At 58.1% G+C, this 19,488-nt stretch carries 20 protein-coding genes and 3 pseudogenes; 12 read left to right on the top strand and 11 right to left on the bottom strand.

Translation table 11 applies throughout. From position 1 onward, the window contains the following. Positions 1-30: 30 nt before the first annotated feature. Positions 31-936 carry an N-acetyl-gamma-glutamyl-phosphate reductase gene (gene argC, locus JCM25414_RS11115; protein WP_025841690.1) on the bottom strand — a complete coding sequence of 302 codons (906 nt, stop codon included), beginning with the start codon at positions 934-936 and terminating at the stop codon, positions 31-33. A 67-nt stretch (positions 937-1,003) separates the two neighbouring features. Between argC and JCM25414_RS25165 the strand changes: the two genes are divergently transcribed. Together JCM25414_RS25165 and mazG are read left to right on the top strand one after the other, a co-directional pair. Beyond that, positions 1,004-3,220 (top strand): amino acid permease, encoded by a 2,217-nt coding sequence (locus tag JCM25414_RS25165; protein ID WP_242403526.1) that lies wholly within the window; start codon positions 1,004-1,006, stop codon positions 3,218-3,220. Between the two features lie 65 nt (positions 3,221-3,285). Beyond that, positions 3,286-4,091 (top strand): annotated as a pseudogene (mazG, locus tag JCM25414_RS19490) (nucleoside triphosphate pyrophosphohydrolase). 263 nt (positions 4,092-4,354) lie between these two features. Here the strand turns inward: mazG and JCM25414_RS19485 are convergent. Further along, complete coding sequence (locus JCM25414_RS19485) at positions 4,355-5,488, bottom strand: Hint domain-containing protein (RefSeq protein WP_159101753.1); 1,134 nt, start codon at positions 5,486-5,488, stop codon at positions 4,355-4,357. Beyond that, complete coding sequence (locus tag JCM25414_RS23045) at positions 5,437-7,113, bottom strand: hypothetical protein (protein ID WP_148301063.1); 1,677 nt, start codon at positions 7,111-7,113, stop codon at positions 5,437-5,439. Before JCM25414_RS23045 ends, JCM25414_RS19485 begins: the two co-directional genes overlap by 52 nt. 310 nt (positions 7,114-7,423) lie before the next feature. Between JCM25414_RS23045 and JCM25414_RS19480 the strand changes: the two genes are divergently transcribed. Beyond that, a complete protein-coding gene (locus JCM25414_RS19480) occupies positions 7,424-8,161 on the top strand; it encodes an FkbM family methyltransferase (RefSeq protein WP_199897628.1) in 738 nt (245 codons plus the stop codon). A gap of 97 nt (positions 8,162-8,258) precedes the next feature. On the opposite strand, the gene JCM25414_RS11080 is transcribed toward JCM25414_RS19480, so the two are convergent. From JCM25414_RS11080 to JCM25414_RS25155, 3 genes are all read right to left on the bottom strand, one after another. Continuing rightward, positions 8,259-9,518 (bottom strand): autotransporter strand-loop-strand O-heptosyltransferase, encoded by a 1,260-nt coding sequence (locus JCM25414_RS11080; RefSeq protein WP_025841688.1) that lies wholly within the window; start codon positions 9,516-9,518, stop codon positions 8,259-8,261. A gap of 244 nt (positions 9,519-9,762) precedes the next feature. After that, complete coding sequence (locus tag JCM25414_RS25160; RefSeq protein ID WP_242403525.1) at positions 9,763-10,035, bottom strand: hypothetical protein; 273 nt, start codon at positions 10,033-10,035, stop codon at positions 9,763-9,765. Continuing rightward, entirely contained in the window at positions 10,032-10,382 is a 351-nt protein-coding gene (locus JCM25414_RS25155) for a TetR/AcrR family transcriptional regulator (RefSeq protein WP_242403524.1), read from the bottom strand. Before JCM25414_RS25155 ends, JCM25414_RS25160 begins: the two co-directional genes overlap by 4 nt. Before the next feature lie 235 nt (positions 10,383-10,617). On the opposite strand from JCM25414_RS25155, the gene JCM25414_RS19470 reads away from it, so the two are divergent. Then, positions 10,618-11,289 carry an SDR family oxidoreductase gene (locus tag JCM25414_RS19470; protein ID WP_242403530.1) on the top strand — a complete coding sequence of 224 codons (672 nt, stop codon included), beginning with the start codon at positions 10,618-10,620 and terminating at the stop codon, positions 11,287-11,289. A 57-nt stretch (positions 11,290-11,346) separates the two neighbouring features. Here JCM25414_RS19470 and JCM25414_RS26080 read toward each other — a convergent pair whose 3' ends face one another. The 4 genes and pseudogenes from JCM25414_RS26080 to JCM25414_RS23785 form a co-directional block, all read right to left on the bottom strand. Next, positions 11,347-11,937 (bottom strand): DUF885 domain-containing protein, encoded by a 591-nt coding sequence (locus tag JCM25414_RS26080; RefSeq protein WP_051535840.1) that lies wholly within the window; start codon positions 11,935-11,937, stop codon positions 11,347-11,349. Next, positions 11,937-13,124, bottom strand: a complete 1,188-nt coding sequence (locus tag JCM25414_RS26075) for a DUF885 domain-containing protein (protein ID WP_199897627.1) — start codon at positions 13,122-13,124, stop codon at positions 11,937-11,939. Before JCM25414_RS26075 ends, JCM25414_RS26080 begins: the two co-directional genes overlap by 1 nt. A 46-nt stretch (positions 13,125-13,170) precedes the next feature. Beyond that, the gene (locus JCM25414_RS26650; protein WP_369346050.1) at positions 13,171-13,563 is read right to left on the bottom strand and encodes an aromatic-ring hydroxylase C-terminal domain-containing protein; all 393 of its coding nucleotides are present in this window, start codon (positions 13,561-13,563) and stop codon (positions 13,171-13,173) included. A 117-nt stretch (positions 13,564-13,680) separates the two neighbouring features. Beyond that, positions 13,681-14,687, bottom strand: a pseudogene (locus tag JCM25414_RS23785) (FAD-dependent monooxygenase); the annotation flags it as partial. A 50-nt stretch (positions 14,688-14,737) separates the two neighbouring features. Between JCM25414_RS23785 and JCM25414_RS23780 the strand changes: the two are divergent. Continuing rightward, positions 14,738-15,004, top strand: a complete 267-nt coding sequence (locus JCM25414_RS23780; RefSeq protein ID WP_081775896.1) for a TetR family transcriptional regulator — start codon at positions 14,738-14,740, stop codon at positions 15,002-15,004. On the opposite strand, the gene JCM25414_RS23775 is transcribed toward JCM25414_RS23780, so the two are convergent. After that, positions 14,949-15,389: a hypothetical protein gene (locus JCM25414_RS23775; RefSeq protein WP_025841687.1), complete on the bottom strand. Its 441-nt coding sequence runs from the start codon at positions 15,387-15,389 to the stop codon at positions 14,949-14,951. The genes JCM25414_RS23780 and JCM25414_RS23775 overlap by 56 nt on opposite strands. A 94-nt stretch (positions 15,390-15,483) precedes the next feature. On the opposite strand from JCM25414_RS23775, the gene JCM25414_RS25145 reads away from it, so the two are divergent. The 7 genes and pseudogenes from JCM25414_RS25145 (at position 15,484) to JCM25414_RS11025 (ending at position 19,256) form a co-directional block, all read left to right on the top strand. Then, positions 15,484-16,050: a metallophosphoesterase family protein gene (locus JCM25414_RS25145; protein WP_242403523.1), complete on the top strand. Its 567-nt coding sequence runs from the start codon at positions 15,484-15,486 to the stop codon at positions 16,048-16,050. A gap of 17 nt (positions 16,051-16,067) precedes the next feature. Beyond that, positions 16,068-16,223, top strand: a complete 156-nt coding sequence (locus JCM25414_RS25140) for a hypothetical protein (protein WP_242403522.1) — start codon at positions 16,068-16,070, stop codon at positions 16,221-16,223. After that, positions 16,193-16,435, top strand: coding sequence for a metallophosphoesterase family protein (locus JCM25414_RS25135; RefSeq protein ID WP_242403521.1), 243 nt, complete (start codon positions 16,193-16,195; stop codon positions 16,433-16,435). The genes JCM25414_RS25140 and JCM25414_RS25135 overlap by 31 nt, the downstream gene beginning before the upstream one ends. A 141-nt stretch (positions 16,436-16,576) precedes the next feature. Then, the gene (locus tag JCM25414_RS25130; RefSeq protein WP_242403520.1) at positions 16,577-16,816 is read left to right on the top strand and encodes a hypothetical protein; all 240 of its coding nucleotides are present in this window, start codon (positions 16,577-16,579) and stop codon (positions 16,814-16,816) included. A 254-nt stretch (positions 16,817-17,070) separates the two neighbouring features. Then, positions 17,071-17,852 (top strand): annotated as a pseudogene (locus JCM25414_RS25120) (anthranilate synthase component I family protein). Further along, positions 17,849-18,562 carry an aminotransferase class IV gene (locus tag JCM25414_RS19435; protein WP_051535836.1) on the top strand — a complete coding sequence of 238 codons (714 nt, stop codon included), beginning with the start codon at positions 17,849-17,851 and terminating at the stop codon, positions 18,560-18,562. Before JCM25414_RS25120 ends, JCM25414_RS19435 begins: the two are co-directional and overlap by 4 nt. A 139-nt stretch (positions 18,563-18,701) precedes the next feature. Next, on the top strand, positions 18,702-19,256 hold the full coding sequence (locus tag JCM25414_RS11025; protein ID WP_025841686.1) for a hypothetical protein: 555 nt from the start codon (positions 18,702-18,704) through the stop codon (positions 19,254-19,256). Positions 19,257-19,488 lie beyond the last annotated feature (232 nt).

Here is a 19,488-nt window from a genome sequence, read left to right as displayed (position 1 = left end):
GCGGGAGTTCTCTTCCGGTTGCGATAAAATTCAGTCTTCGATGCCGCCCATGAGCCTTATATTCTGCAAAGCAGCGCCCGCGGCCCCCTTGCCGAGATTATCGAGACTAGCCGTCAGCAGCACATGACGCCATTTTTCGTTACCATGGACCCGTAAAACCATCTCATCGCGATTAGCTAAAGCCACCGCATCGAGACGTGACAGATCGGGCGAGGCGAGCGAAACGTAGCGCGAGCCCTCATAATAGGCACGCAAGCAGTCTTCTATGTCAGAGACCCGCATATAGCCCGGCAGATCGGCCAGTTGCAGCGGCACGGAAACGATCATGCCTTGCGCAAAATGCCCGATGGAGGGCACGAAAAGCGGTCGGCGCTTCAGACCGATATAAGCCATGATCTCAGGAACATGCTTGTGCTCGAGCCCAAGACCGTAAAGCTCGAACGCAGGACCGCCCTTTTGCTCATGTGCCTCGATCTCGCTGCGCCCACCACCGCTATAACCGCTCACAGCATTGACGGTGATCGGATGATCGGCAGGCACAAGCCCGGCATCGACCAGCGGGCGCAGGAGGCCGATAACGCCGGTCGGATAGCATCCCGGATTGGCGACATGGCGGGCTGACGCGATCCGCGCCGCCTGAGACGAGTCGAGTTCGGGGAAGCCATATTCCCAGTTCTCGGCCACACGATGGGCAGTGCTGGCGTCAAGAATTTTCACATTATCGAGACTGGCGGCCAGAGCCACCGCCTCGCGCGCGGCATCATCGGGAAGACACAGGACAACGATATCGGCCGATTGCATCATCTCGAGGCGCGCCTGCGGGTCTTTTCGCTTTGCGGGATCGATGGAGACAATCTCGACAGGCAAGGCACGCAGGCGATCGCGAATACCCAGCCCTGTCGTTCCCGCCTCACCGTCGATAAAGACCCGTATCATCAATTCATTCCTTCACTAAAATATTCCATCTGGACGAAGTAAGCATTTACATGGCTTTGTCCAATGCATGATGGATAAAGATAAACTTTCACCCCAAGGTTTTTCTCGCGAAGGTGAGCCTCCGCTTCTTCATGGTGGCAAGCTCAAGGACCGCCATATCGCGATGATCGCGCTGGGCGGCGTCATCGGAGCGGGTCTTTTCATAGGCAGTTCTGCCGCGATCGCTGCAGCGGGTCCGGCTATTCTGCTGACCTATATGGGCACCGGACTCATGGTGGTCATTGTGATCCGCATGCTGGGCGAGATGCTGCTCGCCCGACCCGGTATCGGCACCTTCATCGATTGCATTCGGACGGCTCATGGCCATTGGGCCGGTTTTCTTTCCGGCTGGCTATACTGGCTGTTCTGGGTGGTGACGATCGGCGCCGAAGCCATTGGCGGCGCGATTGCCATGCAGGACTGGTTCAACCTGCCCGTCTGGCTTCTGGCACCTTCTCTCATCATTGCGGTCAATCTGATCAATCTCGTCTCGGTACGCGTGTTTGGCGAATGCGAATTCTGGCTCTCGCTCATCAAGGTGGCCACCATCATAGCCTTCTGCGCGCTTGGCCTGCTCAGCCTTAGTCACTTCGTCGGGCCCCATCCGAAAATCATTCATAACGTCTTCAGCCATGATGGCTTCTTTCCGCATGGCTGGGGGGCCGTTCTCGCCACGGTACCTACCGTGCTGTTCTCGATGATCGGCTCTGAATCCGCGACGGTGGCTGCTGCGGAGTCGGAAAATGCAGAAGAAAACCTGGCCCGTGTCACCCGTACTATCGGTGTGCGCGTAACCCTTTTCTATCTGCTTTCGGTCGTACTCATCCTTACGCTTGTGCCATGGACCTCGATTGAACCGGGCTATTCGCCTTTCGTGACGGTCATGCGTCATATCGGCGTGCCGGGGGCCGCGACGCTGATGCAGATCGTCGTTTTCACGGCCATTCTCTCCTGCCTGAATTCGAGCATCTACATCACCTCGCGTACCCTGCTGGGACTGGCCGAACTCGGCGATGCTCCCAGATTGTTCTCGGTGCTGTCACGCAGCCACGTGCCCCAGCGCGCCGTGACGTTCTCCAGCTTCATAGCTGATGGTCGCGTTTTGCTCGATCCTCTCTCCCAAGCTCATTTTCGCGTTCCTGCTCGGTGCGACCGGCGCGGTCATGCTGCTGATCTATGGCTTGATCGTCTCGTCGCATCGCGTCTTCCGCCTGGCAGACCCGCAGAACCGTGCCTTCACCCTTCCATTCGGCACGGTGCTCAATCTCGGCACCATTGGCGCTATCGGTCTTGTTGTCATTGCCATGCTGGTGCAATCGGCGGGACGACAGACCATTATCGCAAGCCTCGTGAGCGTTGCCGCCATACTGGGGCTGTATGTCTTGTGTCGCAAAGGCAGATAAGCCAGAGTTTCTCTCAACAGCCTTTCAGGATGACCGGTATGACACCTCGCTTCACCCACGCGCTCATCCTGACAGGATTGACACTGGCGCCCTTCGCCGGGGCCTACGCCCAGACTGATACGGCCCCTGCCAACGCTGCTTCCAGCCTGCCGGCAGACGCGGTTATCGCCCCTCCCGCGCGCTCCGACGCCGATCGTAGCAAGGACGCCCTGCGCAAACCGCTCGACCTGCTGGCCCTCACGCCTCTACCCAAAGGCGCCGCCGTGGCCGATCTGATGCCAGGTAGCGGCTATTTCACGCGCCTGCTCAGTCTGGAAATAGGCCAGTCAGGCCATGTCTACGCCGTCATTCCCGCCGAAATGGTGGCCCGGCATCCGCAGATGCCGCAGATGGCGCGGGCGATCGCCGCCAACCCCGCTTTCGGCAACGTATCGGTTGTTGTCACACCGATCGTCGATTTTCATGTAGCACAACCGCTCGATCTCGTCTGGACCTCGCAGAATTATCACGATGTCTATGGCGGTATGGGGCCGGAAACGGCACTGCGCATGGATCAGGCGATCTATCAGGCGCTCAAGCCCGGTGGCATTTTCATGGTGATCGATCATGTCGCTCTGGCTGGCACGGGCACGACTGCGCCCACGACGCTGCATCGCATCGACCCTGATCTGATCGTCAGGCAGGTCGAAGCTGCAGGTTTTCATCTCGTGGCGACCAGCACGGCTTTACGCAACCCGGATGACACACACACACTGGCCGTTTTCGACAAAGCCATTCGTGGTCGCACCGATCAGGTAGTGCTGAAATTCCAGAGGCCACTGAAGCAGAAAAGCGATCACTGAGCCTATGCGCCTCTGAGGCCGGTGGCACGTGAGGCATAGGCTGCCTATACTCTGCGCTGCCCCTCATGAGACCGGAGCCTGACTTGAACGCCGCCGAAGAAATCGACCGCCTGATTGCCATCATGACCCGCCTGCGCGACCCGCAGACGGGTTGCGCCTGGGACAGGGTCCAGACTCATGAAACCATCGCCCCTTTCGCCATAGAAGAAGCCTATGAGGTGATGGATGCGATTGCCCGGCAAGACTGGCAGGCCCTGCCCGATGAGCTGGGAGATCTGCTGCTTCAGGTCGTCTATCAGGCCCGCATCGCCGAAGAAGCCGGACGCTTCGATTTTGCCGAAGTGGCACGCCAGATCGGCGACAAAATGGTGCGCCGCCATCCGCATGTCTTCGCCGAAGCCGAGCTCGATGCCGATCTGTGGGAGCGCAACAAGCAGGCAGAGCGTGCAGCGAAATCGGAATATGGCTTGCTTGCGGGCATCGCCCCTGCCCTGCCAGCCTGATCAGGGCCGAGAAACTCGGCAAACGTGCCGCGCGGGTCGGGTTCGACTGGGAAACGGCCGAGCAGGTGCTGGAAAAAATCAGTGAGGAACTCGACGAGGTGCGCGCGGAGTTGCCGCTTGGTGACAAGATCCGGCTGGAAGACGAAATCGGCGATGTTCTGTTTACCGTCGCAAGCCTCGCCCGAAAGCTGGGCCTCGACCCGGAAGCCTGCCTGAGACAAGGCAATGCCAAATTCACCCGTCGGATCGAAACAATGGAATCGGTTTTGGCAGAAACAGGCAGTACCCTCGCCGATCTCGATCTGACGGCGCAGGAGGCTCTCTGGCGCGAAGTCAAAATCAGGCTAGCCACCGCTCAATCGAGCTGATCGCTTCGGGCAGATCTGCGCACACTCGCCCTCAGACGCTGGTTAGCAGGGAGGAATCGCTCTTAACTGGCGTGACAGAATTGCGCACAGAATAGACGCATGACCCGCGCGATCGCGCTTTATTACAACCGTATGCGCTGCACACACCATCATCGAGCCATCGCCGATCTGTTTCTATTCTTTGGATGAACGGTCACGGCAGCGTCGCCCGGAACACCCCTCCCCGAGAGTTCGAAGGGCGTTGCGGGTCTGTCAACCAGACCTCAGGGTGACAGGGCAAGCATCCGTTCTTCTTCCTCCACGCTCATGATCCGTGCAGGCTTTTCCGACGGTACTGGCACCAGATAGGGCCCACCTGCGATGACATCGATAGCGATCAGATGCGGCCCGTTATCCGCTTTGAGATGGAGCGGCAGGAGCGCCTCCCCTTGCGTCCAGCGACCGGCTTGCCCAGCCTCAAGAGGTAACCAGCCGAAAAGACTGCCGGACTGAAGATGCATGGTGAATGCGCGCATACCCGTATTGCCAAAGACCGAAATGCCATCGACGAGCACTCCCAGCCTGCGCCTGTCATCGACATAGGGGCCGATGACATCGCTTGGCCTGCTGGCGTTGGAGACAAGCGTGAGAGACGCCACGTCACCCTCGATCAAGAAAACATGCCTGGCATCCTTGACGCGCACAGGTCGGAAGACCTTGCCATCGGAGGTCTTCAGTGCGAGCGCCTTATCGAACGTCGTAGCTCTATGCGGCGCCCTGAGAACCGCTCGTTGCGCGAAGCGCTCATATAGCGGCTCGACAGTAGCACGCGAAACATCCAGCGGTGCCGCCGCATCTTTCGCCCAATCATAGACCCTGTCCCGACCGAACTGCACCAGCGGCCCATGCTGGAAGAACTGGCGGCGATTGCCGGTATCGAGATAGCTCTCGCTCAGCGCCGATTCAGCCCAGAGTATCGAATGCCCGTCTTCTGTCTCGATATGATACGCATAGGCGCCTGTGATCGTCTTGTCGTAATAAATGCTGACACCATTCACCAGCATGCGGGCGGGCACGAACTTGCCATCAAAAAAGAGGCAATGCTCGGGCGTTACCAGCAGATCACGCTCGGGAAGGTTCGGCGCGATACAATTGGCGAGAAAACGAACGGGATAGCCGGCCTCGTCATCAGGCAGGTCGGGATCAACCTTGATGGGCTGCCTGCCCACCCATCGAAGCTTGCGTGTCGTCTCGACACCCGCTTTCCAGTCCCAGACCGACACGATGTCACCGATGCGCAGATCTTCGACAAGGACTTCCCCATCTGGGGTGCGAATATGCGTCCCCGCGAGGAAGCACAGAAATGTCAGCGTATCGCCTGAAAAAGAAAACTCGTTATGCTTGTAGGTGCCAGCCAATTGAAGCGACGTGGTGCGCCCGTTGCTGGCACGGACGGTAAGAAGTCCATCCGATGTGATATTGGCCGATGTGATAGCCGCGCCAGATAGTTGAAATCAATCGACCCGTGCTCCTCGAGCCGACCGCTTATCAGGCCGCCCTGATCATTGATAACAATCGTGCCGCCGCTGGCGATGATCGCCCCATTTTCGACGGCCCCTGAGCCAACTATCTCCGTTCCACCGGCGGCAATATAATTATTATAGCCCTGCCCTGGGACGGGAGAGTTATTCGCGATGCTTATCGACAGCGTCCCGCCATTTTTAACGACCGCACTGGTGACTGTTCCTGAGGTCGTGGCCGAAACCACACCACGGCTCTCGATAATCGGCCTGAACGCCGATCCGTAATTCTCGACCACCAGCGAGCCACCCGACATCACGGTATCGCCGATGGAGACACCTCCGGAGAGTGGCGTACTTCTACGTCCGGCGTAGACAACCCCCCAAGCGGAAATCACACTCGAGATAGATGTGCCGCCGCTCCCCAGGCTGAGAGAGCCGTACATGGCAAGATCGGCGTTGCTGACGACGGCGCCATCTACCGCGCTGATCGTCGCGAAGGTGCCTGACACATGCGCATTTTGCACGACAGCCCCAACGCCGGAGACCTGCACCGCGCCATAAGTGGAGACGTCCACATTTGATAAGGTGGCCCCCTCGTTGACAAAAACTCGCCCAAGCGATGTAACAAAATAGTTTTGCGTATTTATATTACTTAGATAAGCCGATCCGTATGAGTTTACGATAACGGATCCGCCAGAATCTGCACTATCATTATAACTCAGACCACCACTATTGATAATGATGGTTCCGCCCGACAACACGTGAGTACCGCTGGTTACACCACGAGAGTCGACTGTAGCCGGATAGTTGGGCGCTGATCCCGAATTCGTAATGACGCCGCCCGCATTGACAACGGCGTCGAACATCGTCCCGCCCGCTGTAACGATCGCAGAGCCCCCGCTCTGAATGATCGCGCTGGTACTGACACCGGAAGTATCGACAAGAATGCGCCCTCCAGAACTGATGTTCGCCCCGGTTGCGCTGCCAAAATTCTCTACGCAGAGCGTTCCACCACGCAGCACGGTATCGTCAATAGAGAGACCACTTGAGAGCGACGCTCCATACTTACGACCTGCATAGATAACCCCACCTGACGATACCACACTCGAGATGGATGAAGCGCCGCTATAGAGATTTACGGTACCGAGATAGCCCACGGAAGTCGCACTCGCGACCCCGCCGCCACTGACCCAGATCGACGCCATGAGACCGGATACATTGGCCCCGACGATGCTCGCTCCCGAACCCGAGACAAATAATCCGCCATATGTATTGACCGTGGCGTTTGAGAGCGTTCCGCCCTCCTGCACATAAACTTTTCCCTGAGACGTGATATTGTAGTCCGATGCCTCAGAGTTGGAAACGTATATCGTGCTTCCACTTCCGACATTGATATAATTTCTCTCGAGAATACCTCTGGCAGCATTACCCTGAGACGTATTTCCAGCGGAAATGACATCTGCCGCAGTTATGGATAACGGTTCATTTCCGGTGTCTTCTTCTAGAGTTGCGTCGGCCAATTTAAATATCTCCCACCGCTCGAGACCATGATTACCACGTCTATTTTCGGAAATTATTCAACTATTAACAGAACCTGATCAAATAATCGGAGGATTTCAAATCACAATCTTTTTGAATTTCGCAGTGTGTCAGAGTGTCCATTTTACAGATTCAGAACGTAGCGCAAAAAAAATAATGATTTTCAATGCATACTGTAGTTATCTTTATTGTCATCACGATAATGCCGAGAAAAATTAGATGACATCAAACTATGAACGCTCTTTGATATCGCACAAAATCGCTTTCGTTCTTGCAGGAACGGATCATGGGATGATGATTCTCAACCGGCTCGATTACCATAAGTCGAAGGAGAATGACTTTGCTTACGGGGTCGGACACAGCCTTCTGGAGGAGGGGCATTTCGACCCTCAGGATGTCTCGTGCCTGAAGGATATTCTTACGGTGCAGCTCAAATTACGCGGCGATGGCGTCATGGCGTTGGATGTAGGCGCCAATCTGGGCGTGCATACGATCGAATGGGCAAAACATATGACCGGCTGGGGGAATGTGCTCGCCATAGAGGCTCAGGAAAGAATTTTCTATGCGCTGGCTGGCAATATTGCTCTCAATAATTGCTTCAATGCGCGCGCGCTCAACATAGCGATGAGCGATAGCATCACGAGCATGAAGATTCCTGTACCCGATTACTGCATACTTGGCAGCTTCGGCAGCCTTGAACTGCAGTTCAGACCGCAGGGAGAATATATCGGTCAGGCGATCAGCTACGATGAACAGACGATGGCGGAGATCGCCGTGCGAACCATAGACTCTCTCGCCCTCCCGAGGGTTGATCTCATAAAAATTGACGTTGAGGGAATGGAGATGGCTGTCTTGCACGGCGCCGTGAACACGATCAGAGAACAACGCCCCGTCATGTTTGTCGAGCACATCAAACTCGACAAGGGCGCGTTCGAACGTTTTCTGAGAACGCTGGATTATACGCTCATACATATTGGCATGAACAGCATCGCCTTTCATCGCGACGACCGTATTTCAGCCTATCTGTGAAAGGTAGACGGCTGAAGGTAGACGGCTGAAGGTAGACGGCTGAAGGCAGACGGCTCTGCGCAATACGACTGGCCGTCGATGCCTCCAATACCGGATTTCAGGCGTCCAAAGCTTCTGCAATGTTCTTCGTGACCACATCTGTCGAAATCAGCTTGGAGCACTCGAACTGGCGATCGGTATTGGCATGTCTGGGGCACCAGAGAAAGTCATTATGGTCGAACATGTAACGCGGGTCGTTCCAGCATGAATTGCAGGCATGCCAGGAGATGATGCGCCACGGCGTATGGAACTCGTTGTTCGGGTGGGTGAAACCCGAAATGAGGATGGTCTTGGTGCCCGTAGCCCAGGCGAGCCAGGTCAGACCAGAGCTGAGCCCGATGAACAGATCGGCGTGTTTGAGCCAGCGCGCGCGCTCGGCTAGCGGACGATTGCCCGTCTGGTCTTCGGCGCCATTGGGGATCTGGTTCCACACGATACCCGCACCGCTGAAAGGCTTCTGATCGATGCAGATCACACGATAGCCGCGCTTCTTGAGATAATCGATCACCCCAAGCCAGCCGCCCGGATTGTTCCAGTATTTACACTGCGCAGAGGCCTGCGTTGCGATGCAGACATAGGGTTCCTCGATCGGCCGCGTGTCGTCCTCGATCACGATTTTCGGGGGCTCTTCGGTTGGGTCTACCCCTAGAATATAGCCAGCTGTGCGATGCAAGCCGACATAGCGGAAGTCGCAGGGCTGGTGGATATTCTCGGTATCGTCAAAGAACAGGCCAATATTATAGGTCGCATAGATCTGCGAACGCAGCGGGTTCTTCTCCAGATCTTCTTTCGTTGTCAGTTCGATTTCAGGGTAGGCCTTGGCGAAGAGCGGAATAAACACACCAGCCAGAGAGCAGATCACGCGTGCACCGCTTTTTTCAGCAAACCGTGCCACATAGGAAAACCAGCCGAGCGTATCGCCCAGCGTCCCTACCGGAAGCTGGACAAGGACGACTTTGCCACGCGCATCGTATTCATGATGCAGCACCTTCGTTTCGGTACCGTCTTCGGCGATGCGCTGCACATCAATGGCAAAGCGAATGAAGAACTTCTTTGTTGAGGAGAGATGCCCCTCTTCCAGTTCGCCCTGAAAGATGATCGTCGAGTTATCGAGATCAGTCAGCGTGGCACGCCAGCGTCCGCCAGACTGTTTGGGCAGCAGAACACGTGCGCCCCAGTTGAAATCGAAATGGATACCCTGACCGGCATCATTGGTAGGCAGTTCGGACGGTACAAGATAAGGATTCACTATCGGCGGGGCCGCAGGAGCCGTCTGTGCCTCGGGTACCGGGGCAGTGGCAGAACTATCTGTGGACATGGGCCGCGTTTACGCCTTTGCAACTGATACTGTGAGAGGATCGCGCCTGAGCACGCTCCGGGTCGGTCTCCCCCGACGAACTGAATGCCGCCACTGGACAGGCAAGGGCGTGGGGTGCCCCTATCTAAAACCCCATTCGTCATTCTTCAACGCGGGAATCGTCGCACTCCCTTTCAAATGATATCGGCCAATCATTCTCGAATGAGAAAAGCGTTACTTAAAATCTCGGTTCTTTTTCTTTCCTCTACGGCTTCAACACGGCAAGAGCCATATGGCCGATCTCGGTCAGTTTTTCACGACTGGCTCCGTCACGAGCCTGAATGCCGAGCCCCTGCATCACGACACTGAGATAGCCCGCAAGGGCATCTATATCTGTGTCGATCGGCAGATCGCCCGCCGCGACGCCCTGGGCAAGGCGCTGCTTCATGGCGTCTTCTGCCATACGCCGCTGGTCGATCATCAAAGCCTTGAGGCGGTTCTGCGCGGGTGAACACTGGGTGGCAGCGGTGGCAATCATGCATCCTGAGGGGGTGTCACAGCGCGTGAACTCACGCGCCACTGCGTCGAAAAGCGCTCGGAAGGCTTCGTCGTGGTCTCATTTGTCTGAAGCGCCGCGACAAACCACGCCCCTGCCTGTCTGGCATAGGCGTCGATCGCCTCGTGATAGAGCGCTTCCTTGCTGCCGAAGCTGTTGTAGAAACTCGATGCGCTGATGCCCATTACCGCAATGAGGTCGTCGAAACTTGTGCCCTCATAGCCCCGGTCCCAGAACAGTCGCATGGCCGCGACGAGGGCTGTCTCACGGTCGAAGGATGGCGGACGCCCACGCGTCTTGCGCGGCGCATCGATATTTTTTGTAGCCATCGCTCCATAAATCCTTGAAATCGGTTAGACGCCTCTCATATGCATGATGTTGGAGCGATCACTCCACAAATAAAGTCGTTCTCTCTCCCTTTTTCTCACCTTCGCGTGTCCTCTGCCCGGTAAAAACGGCATGGACCCGCCATCAGACAGGTATCAGGATCATGAGCAAGCTTTCAGGAAAAGTCGCAGTCGTTACCGGTGCCTCCAAAGGGATCGGCACTGAAATTGCCAGAGCCTGGCTGAAGCGGGTGCTTCTGTCGTCGTCAATTATGCGTCGAGCCGTGAAGGTGCCGACAAGATCGTCGCCGCCATCACGGCTGCAGGCGGCAAGGCCGTGGCAGCTCAGGGAGATGTCTCCAAAAAAGCCGGAGCGGCGGCCATAATCGAGAAGGCGATCAGCACCTTCGATCGTCTGGATATCGTGGTGAATAATTCAGGCGTCTATGAATTTGCCGGGATCGACGACATCACTGAAGAGCATTTCCACCGTCTGTTCGATATCAATGTGCTTGGCACGCTGTTGGTGACGCAGGCTGCAAGCCCGCATCTTCAGGCGGGAAGCAGCATCATCAATATCAGCTCTGTCGTCTCGCGCATCACACCGCCAAATAGCGCTGTCTATACCGGCACAAAGGGCGCCGTTGACGCCATTACCGGCTCGCTGGCCAAGGAACTAGGCCCGCGCCAGATCAGGGTCAATGCCATCAATCCCGGTTTGATCAAGACCGAAGGCACGCAGACCGCCAGTGTGATCGGCTCGGAAATGGAGCAGGCGATCATTGCCCAGACGCCGCTGGGTCGCACGGGAGAGGTCAAGGATATTGGCCCGCTTGCCGTCTTCCTCGCATCGGAAGATTCGCGCTGGCTCACCGGTGAGACGCTCATCGCATCAGGTGGCCTGCGCTAGGAAACGAGCGGCTGGTCACGGAGGCCTCATTCCGTGACCAGCCTCTTCGCTCTGCGTTTATCCGGCGCGATGTTTTTCCGTTTCGATCCAGTGGTTCACGCGTTCACGCAGCAAAGCCAGAGGCATCGCGCCTTCATCCAGAACCAGATCGTGAAAGCGCCTCTCGTCGAATTTCGAGCCGAGCGCCTTTTCTGCCTGATGACGCAGATCGAGGATGGTCAATTCGCCGATTTTATACCCCAGCGCCTGACCGGGCCATGAGATGTAGCGATTGGTCTCGTTCTGGATATTTTTCTCTGCCAGCGCCGTATTGTCGCGCAGGCAGGAGAGCGCCTGATCACGCGACCAGTTTTTCCAGTGGATGCCCACATCCATGACCAGTCGGCAGGCACGCCACATTTCCATCGAAAGCTGACCGAAACGGTCATAGGGCGTCGGATAAAGCCCGATTTCGCTCACGAATTGCTCGGCATAGAGCGCCCATCCCTCGACAAAGGCCGTAGTGGCGTAATCACGACGAAAGCCCGGCAGATCGGTCATTTCCTGAGCCAACGCGATCTGGATATGATGCCCCGGCACGCCTTCATGGGCGACGAGCGATGGCAGTTCGTAAAGCGGGCGCTGATCGAGATGCGAGGTGTTGATCATCAGCCGCCGGAAATACCCAGAACCGGGCTGCCTGGGTCATAACGCCCGGTCGTATAGCCCTCTTCGATCGCACGCGGCACTTCGCGCACGCCATAGGTCAGGCGTGGCAGTTTGCCGATCACACGCGGCAATTCGCCATCGATCTTCTTGGCCAGAAAACTCGCTTTTTCCATCAGGGCCTGACGCGTGGTGACGTAGAAGCGCGGATCAGCCTTGATGGTAGCCACGAAGCTCTTGAAATCACCGTGAAAGCCGACAGCATCCATCTGGCTTTGCATGGCCTTGTGAATACGGGCGATTTCGGACTGCCCGAGCGCGAAGATCTGGTCGGGGGTGAGCGTCGTGGTGGTCTCGCTTTTCACGAGATAGGCGTAATAGGCGCGCCCATCTGGCAGTGACGATGCCCCGAGGGTGGTACGGCTGGCGGGCAGATATTCCGTTTCAAAAAACCGGGCCAGAGCCTGTTCGGCAGGCTTGATCTTTTCATGCACGATGCGCGCGCCCTCAGCACGCAGCGACTGGCGCAGGGCGACCGGCATGGTGGCAGGAAGCGTATCGAAAGGGCGCAGAGCCGGATTGTCGTTTTCCGGCAGCGCCGCCTGCGCCTTGACGGCACGTAGTGCAATCTCGGCAATCAGACGTGGCTGGACAAAATGCGTGGCGATGCCACGACGCATATTCTCGATCTGCTGTACGTCATAGGCCGGGATACGGTTCATGCGTGCCAGCCAGTGTCGGGCATCGGCCTCGCTGCGCAGTGGCGTGTTATCGGCCGCGTAGCCGATTTCCTGATAAAACCCTTCATCGCTTGTAAACGGCATGCGTGACGGGTCGAATTTCTGGCTCTCTATCGCCAGATCGTTTTCCCAGATCATCAGACGTGCATTGAGCCGCGCCTCTCCCTTGAGCGTGGCCAGGTCGAGACGCGCCAGACGGTCTTTGAACGCCAGTCTCTGCTTCAGACGCGCAGCCTCTGCGGCAGGGCTGTCATCGGGCCAGCGTTCTGCCGCATTCTGATCTCCACGCGACGCGGCCGAAACAGGATCGAGCGCCGCCGTGAAACGATCGTAATCGCTGACGAGTGAGCCGACATCATCGGCATGCGCCGAAAACGGCGCCAGAACCAGACCGACCCCCATGAGGAGAGCGACCCTGCGACCCGATAGGGATTTTTTCCTGAACTGCACGCGCATCCTGCCTCCTGAAAAAACAATTCGCAGGCATAACGACCCTTCAGCCGCCAGGCGTCAATGGATCGCATGGCAAAACGCCGCCGAACCAGCGCGTCAGCGCGTCATCCAGCCCAGCCCGATCATCGCCCTCTCCGGCCCAGGCGATGCAGCCATCGGGACGGATCAGCAAGGAAGTAGCGCCTTTGCTTTCGGCCTGCATGATGAGCGGGGGCAAATGATTGCCATGGAAAGATGCAGCGCCCTGTCCGTGCAGAAAAACTGCCTGACCGGCCACCATGAGATCGTAAAGTTGCCGCCCGTCAGAAAGCGGACGATCCGCTGCAAGCCGACCGATAGCGTCATGACCTCCCCCGAGCGCATAACGCAGCGTCAGCCCCTTTATCCTGCCGCTGAGGGTCGCACTCTCCGCCTCATCAGACAATTTTTCGGTCATAAGCGCACGCAACGCCCGCGATTGCGGGTCGGGGCGCATGAGCGCCGTCTGGGCCAGCGTATTGTCCAGGACCTCACGCGCAACAGGGCGCCGTTCGGCGTCGTAGCTATCCAGCAAAGTCTCAGGCATGCGCCCATCGATTACCGCAGCGAGCTTCCAGCCGAGATTGGCCGCATCGACGAGGCCCAGCCCCAGACCCTGCCCGCCGAAAGGGGGATGAATATGCGCGGCGTCTCCTGCGAGCATGAGTCGCTCCTTGCGATAGGTATCGACAAGCGCGTGCGATCGGTCCAGCACCGGCCGCCACGAAACGCGCCGAGCGGCACGGGGCGGCCGCAGACACGGACGAGCGCCGCCTCCACCTGCGATTGTGTGGGTTCGCGCAGCCCCTTCGGCGGTGGGCCGGAAAAATCGACCATAAACAACCTGCCGGGCACAGGGCCATAAGCCAGCACCCCGCCGGGTTGCATCTGCCAGCCCGGAGGCGGCGCCTGATCCGGCTCGGCGAAATCGACGAATACCTGATAGAAAGTGAGACTGGGGACCGTACCGGTAAAGGCGAACTGCCCCTGAGTGCGCAGAACGCTGCGCGCCCCGTCGCACCCGATTGCATAGCGGCAGGTGAGCGTGCCGTCGTGACCATTCGCATCGCAGAGCGTGAGCGTCACGGCCTCTTTGCCCGTCTGCACCTCCCTCACGACGCAGGGGCGCCTGAGCGGAATACCCCGCCTTCGCACCTCGTCGAGCAGAAATTCCTGCAGGAACCGCTGGTCGATCAGCCTCGTCGGTCGGGTCTGGTCGTTCGCCTGTGTGAGAAGCGGGATACCGCCAAAATGACCGGAAAAACGCGGCTTGCCCGCACCGCTTTCCCCCCAGCCGCCACGCGCCAGAAAAGGCGCCATCACGGCACGCGTCCGGGCCTCAAGCGCGTCGAGCTGGCTGGCGAAGCCGCGGCGCATCACGGCCTCCGCACCGAGCGGCCCAAGCGACAGCGCCTTTTGCACGGTCTCGGGCTCGGCCCGCGCCTCAAGAACCAGGCAATCCACACCCGCAATCGTCAGCTCGATTGCGAGCAGCAACCCGACCGGCCCGGCTCCGATAATAGCGACATCGATAGATTTCATAGACCGAATCCATAATTGTACTTGGTATAGTTTTCTGATAGGGTCAGCCCATGTCAATCGCAAAAGACCGTCACAGTCGTCGACGCCTGGCGACGCGCCAGAGAATTTCGAATATCGCCACGGCGCTTTTTGCCGAGCACGGCTTTGATCGCGTCACGATCGACGCCATTGCCGAGGCTGCCGATGTCGGACGCATGACTGTGTTCAACCATTTCGCTCGCAAGGAAGACCTGTTTTTCGACCGCGAGCCGGCAATACGGGCTATGCTGCGCGAAACGCTCGCCCAATCGGCACCTGACCATCCTTCGAGGCGCTAAGAAAGCGTGCGCATTGTCTCGTAGCTGAAAACGCACCGTTTCTGCATTTCGCCCCCCAAAGCCAGAGCTTCATTGCCACGCTGAGCGAAAGCGAAACGCTCAGAGCGCGGGCACGCGCCTGCGTGACGAGATCAGTGAGGACGTCGCACAGGGCACGGCTTCTGCGCTCGGCCTCGACCGGGTCGAACCGCGACTTCACCTCGCGGCCACGCTGCTCGTTGCCGGATGGGGCCGCGCTTATATCGAAGCGCAGAACTGCTTTGTCACGCGAAGCGCGAGCAGCAAGGCGCAATGCCTGTTTCTCGACCTGATCGATCTTGCGACAAAAGCCGCCCTTCTGGTGCTGGAAACGGCCTGAGCCTGCGACGCGGCCCCACGTGAACACGAGCCCGTCATGTCATTGAAACTTCACCCAATCGGCAAAAGGGCGCGTCTATTGCTCGGGGTTACTCAACCACTTCAGAAGACAGGGTGTCGTCATGCTTCTCCCCCGGCGCAGATTTCTTCGTTCAGCCGCGCTTACCGGTCTCGCCGCAGGCACGCTCGGTTTCAGCAGCCGCGCTCTGGCCCTGGTGCCGCAGCGCCCCACCCTGTTGCCTCATGACGATTTCACCTTTCTGTTTTTGACCGACACCCATATCCAGCCAGAGCTTGACGCCTCGAAAGGCTGCCTCGACTGCTTCACCCAGGCACGCACCCATAATGCCGACTTCACCCTTCAGGGTGGCGATCATGTTTTCGATGCGCTCGGTGTGCCGAAATCGCGCGCGATGAGCCTGATGGATCTGTACAAGCAGACGGCCGATACACTGGGCCATCAGGTGCATAACACCATGGGCAATCATGACTGCCTTGGTATCTATACCAAGAGCGGCATCGCGCCTTCCGACCCGCTCTATGGCAAGAAATATTACACCGATAATTTCGGCTCGCCCTATTATTCCTTCGACCATAAGGGCGTGCATTTCATCGTGCTCGACTCAATCGGCATCACACCCGACCGCGCCTATGAAGCTATATCGACCCGACGCAACTCGCCTGGCTGAGCCATGATCTGGCGTCGATGCCGATCGGCACGCCGGTGATTGTCTCGACCCATATTCCACTCGTGACAGCGGTTGAGGATTACGCTCCGCCTCCGGGCAAGCCGCCTGCCCATCAGGCACGCGCGTCAGGAATGCCTATCAGGTGCTGGATCTGTTCGACCATTACAACGTGATTGCGGTTTTTCAGGGCCATACCCATGTCTACGAAACCGTTACTTGGCATGGGATACCCTACATCACGGGCGGTGCCGTCTCGGGCAATTGGTGGCACGGCACGCGGCTCGGCACGCCTGAAGGCTATCTGAGCGTGCGCGTCGAAAAAGGCCGTGTCCTGCCCGATTATGTCACCTATGGCTTCAGGACCATCGATCCCAAGAACACCTGACCGGACAAGACTGAGCGTCCTGTCTCTGGACGGCGGGAGAGCAGCACGTTAAGGCCGATCCATGCGGCTTCTGCTCTTTCCCGCCCCGATCGCTATCGAGCTTGCGCCGACGCATCGTCATCGTGGCGGAGGCGCCGGCTGATGCGCATCGAGGAATTACCGTGGCGCTCGCCCGATGCTTTCATTGCGCATTATGGAGAGGAACCCTGGTCGGTCTTGCTCGATAGCGGCGGTCCGATCACTGAGCGCGCGCGCTGGTCATTTTTCTGCTGCCGCCCTTCTGCGCAGCTCACGGGCAAAGCGAAGAGTGACTGGGCGCGCCTTCACGATCTCATACCCCCCCGAAGCTTAGGCCATACGCTGCCCTTCAGCGGCGGCTGATCGGGCTGGCCAGCTATGAGGCTGGCCTTGCGCTTGAAGATGTCCCCTCACGCCACGCGTGCTTCATCCCCGATTTAAGTGTCGCGCGTTATGACGGCGTCTATGTATTCGACCGGCAGGAAAAGCGGCTTTTCTGGAGCAGCTATTGTGACGCGCCTCAACCTGTTGATTTGCCACAATGCTCAGCGCCTTCTGCCACACTTCCCACACTGGAATTCGTCCCCGATTTCGACCGCCGGGATTTCTGCGCAGCCGTGCGCGCCATCGTCTCTCGCATCGATAATGGCGAGCTGTTTCAGGCCAATCTGACAACGCAGTTTCGTGCCGGCACTGTGCCGGCTCTTGCGGCCAGCGCCATTTATCGTCGCCTGCGCCATGCCTCACCGGCACCTTTCGGGCTTATTTCAACACGCCCGATTTCGCCCTGCTGAGCGCCTCGGTTGAACGTTTCATCAGCATGGACGATCAGGGGCATATCGAAACGCGCCCGATCAAGGGCACCGCCCCGCTCGGCGCCGACGCCCGAGAAAATGCCCTGATCGCCGCGGCCCTGGAAGCGGATGAGAAGGAATATGCCGAGAACCTGATGATTACCGATCTCATGCGCAACGATATCGGTCGTGTGGCGCAAATGGGGTCGGTGAACGTGCCGACGCTCTGCACAGTAGAGCGTTTCGCTCATGTGCATCATCTTGTCTCCGCCGTGACGGGCCAGTTGAAAGGCGGCCTTACGGCGCTCGATCTGTTGCGCGCCACCCTGCCACCCGGCTCGGTAACCGGGGCCCCCAAGCACCAGGCGCTGAAGGTAATCGATGCGACAGAGCGCAGCGCGCGTGGCGCCTATTGCGGGTCGCTGTTCCGCATCGGTGCCGACGGCGCCCTCGATAGCAGCGTGATCATCCGCAGTCTGGTGCTCAAACCCGGCAGCCTGACCCTTGGGGCTGGATGCGGCATCACCACCCTGTCGGACCCCGAACGCGAATATGAGGAATTATGCCTCAAAGCCGCGCCTTTGCTGGGACTCTTCGGATCATGAAACACATCTGGCTCAATGACCGCCTGACGACGGCTGAAGCCGCCGCTATCGATTGTTCCGACCGAGGGTTTCTGCTGGGCGATGGCGTGTTCGAGACCATGCGGCTGCATGACGGCACCATCACCCGGCTGGACGCCCATCTAGGACGCCTCACCGAGGGGGCGAAGCTGCTTCAGATTCCCTTCCTCGGCGAGGACAGACTGCGCATGGCCCTCTCGAATCTGGTCGAGGCCAACGGGCTTGCATCGGGCTCGCTACGCCTCACTCTGAGCCGGGGCACAGGACCACGCGGCCTTCTGCCGCCTCCTTCACCCCGCCCGACGCTCCTGATCACTCAGGCCCTGCCCTCGCCCCCTCTCGGCCCCTGCCGCCTGCATGTCAGCCGGTATCGCCGTGACGGCGCTTCGCCTCTGAGCCGCATCAAGCACCTGAACTACCTGCCGCAAATCCTGTCGCGTCTCGAAGCCGATCAGGCAGGCTATGACGATGCCCTGCTTCTTTCTGTTGACGGGGTGCATGTCGCAGAGGCCAGCGCCTCTACTGATCGTGCTGAGCGACGGAAAACTCCACACACCTGCCTGCAGGACGGCGCCCTGGCTGGAATGGCCCGTGCACGCTCATCGAGACGGGACTTTGCAGCGAGGCGCGCCTCACTCTGGATGCGCTACGCCACGCAGGCGCTGCCTGGCTGGTCAACAGCCTTTCGGTGAGAGAGGTCAGCGCCCTTGAACTGGATCCATATCAGATACAGACATCTTGGACAGAGCGCCTGATAGACTGCATTTTCAAAGCCTCATAAACCATCGATTCTGGAATTACGGATATCGAGTCACCGAAGCAGGACATCGCATGAGCACCGTCATTCCTTCCTGGCAGATCCCTACCCGTCGAGCTGAGGTCATCCGCACCAGAAAATATGTGGCCGTGATCTGTCTGGAAACCTGGGGCGGGATGCATTTCTCCCGCTCGGGCTGGTCGACTTTCATTCCCCGCAAACAGGCCACGACGGAATGGATTGGAGCTAACCTCAAGAGGGCGTTGTATAGCAGTGAGGATTTCGGGGCGCATTTGCCTACGCCAATTCCAAGTGAAGTCTCTCGCCCAGCAAAGGACGAGTCAAACCAGAAGTCTCGTGAGTTCTGGCTGCGTATCCAGCAGGAATTTGGCTTCAAGGATAACCTGACGACAATGTCCAAATCGGCAGGTATTTATATCAACTGGCCGGAAGATCAGGGAGATCAGGTTGAAATGCTCTCTACGCGTGGTCGCGGTGGTGGCTTTTCCGCCTGGGGCACCAATGAGAATTTCGGCAAGGTTTTCCATGCCTCGATCAATCTGAGCGATCTCGAATTCGGCGAGGTTGCGGTGAAGGCTCTGGATCGCTGCAAACCGAATTACGCGTAAGGTGTAATGGTATTGGCGGAATCAATGGGGCTCTTACACTTTCAAAAGAAGGGTGAGCCATGCCAGGTGATCCTCCGCACAGAGCAATTGGGAACCTGCCGCAATTGGCGAATTCGACCAAGTGGTCTGGGTTTATTGGTTTCCATGAATTGAGCAGCCGCGCTCTAAAGAAAAATGTGAGTCGTCATCGTTGGAGGTGTCGATCGGCACGTCAGTCCGGGGCCACTCAATG

Origin of the sequence: Asaia platycodi JCM 25414, from assembly GCF_000614545.1 — a bacterium.
Lineage (GTDB): Bacteria > Pseudomonadota > Alphaproteobacteria > Acetobacterales > Acetobacteraceae > Asaia > Asaia platycodi.
This window is presented reverse-complemented; position numbering and strand designations above follow the sequence as displayed.

What these genes read in the sequence shown, in the direction of transcription:
- argC (WP_025841690.1), bottom strand. Translation starts at nt 936, where the DNA reads ATGATACGGGTCTTTATCGACGGTGAGGCGGGAACGACAGGGCTGGGT.
- JCM25414_RS25165 (WP_242403526.1), top strand. Translation starts at nt 1,004, where the DNA reads ATGATGGATAAAGATAAACTTTCACCCCAAGGTTTTTCTCGCGAAGGT.
- JCM25414_RS19480 (WP_199897628.1), top strand. Translation starts at nt 7,424, where the DNA reads ATGATGATTCTCAACCGGCTCGATTACCATAAGTCGAAGGAGAATGAC.
- JCM25414_RS11080 (WP_025841688.1), bottom strand. Translation starts at nt 9,518, where the DNA reads ATGTCCACAGATAGTTCTGCCACTGCCCCGGTACCCGAGGCACAGACG.
- JCM25414_RS25160 (WP_242403525.1), bottom strand. Translation starts at nt 10,035, where the DNA reads ATGATTGCCACCGCTGCCACCCAGTGTTCACCCGCGCAGAACCGCCTC.
- JCM25414_RS25155 (WP_242403524.1), bottom strand. Translation starts at nt 10,382, where the DNA reads ATGGCTACAAAAAATATCGATGCGCCGCGCAAGACGCGTGGGCGTCCG.
- JCM25414_RS26080 (WP_051535840.1), bottom strand. Translation starts at nt 11,937, where the DNA reads ATGATCAACACCTCGCATCTCGATCAGCGCCCGCTTTACGAACTGCCA.
- JCM25414_RS26650 (WP_369346050.1), bottom strand. Translation starts at nt 13,563, where the DNA reads ATGACCGAAAAATTGTCTGATGAGGCGGAGAGTGCGACCCTCAGCGGC.
- JCM25414_RS23780 (WP_081775896.1), top strand. Translation starts at nt 14,738, where the DNA reads ATGTCAATCGCAAAAGACCGTCACAGTCGTCGACGCCTGGCGACGCGC.
- JCM25414_RS25145 (WP_242403523.1), top strand. Translation starts at nt 15,484, where the DNA reads ATGCTTCTCCCCCGGCGCAGATTTCTTCGTTCAGCCGCGCTTACCGGT.
- JCM25414_RS25140 (WP_242403522.1), top strand. Translation starts at nt 16,068, where the DNA reads ATGCCGATCGGCACGCCGGTGATTGTCTCGACCCATATTCCACTCGTG.
- JCM25414_RS25130 (WP_242403520.1), top strand. Translation starts at nt 16,577, where the DNA reads ATGCGCATCGAGGAATTACCGTGGCGCTCGCCCGATGCTTTCATTGCG.
- JCM25414_RS19435 (WP_051535836.1), top strand. Translation starts at nt 17,849, where the DNA reads ATGAAACACATCTGGCTCAATGACCGCCTGACGACGGCTGAAGCCGCC.
- JCM25414_RS11025 (WP_025841686.1), top strand. Translation starts at nt 18,702, where the DNA reads ATGAGCACCGTCATTCCTTCCTGGCAGATCCCTACCCGTCGAGCTGAG.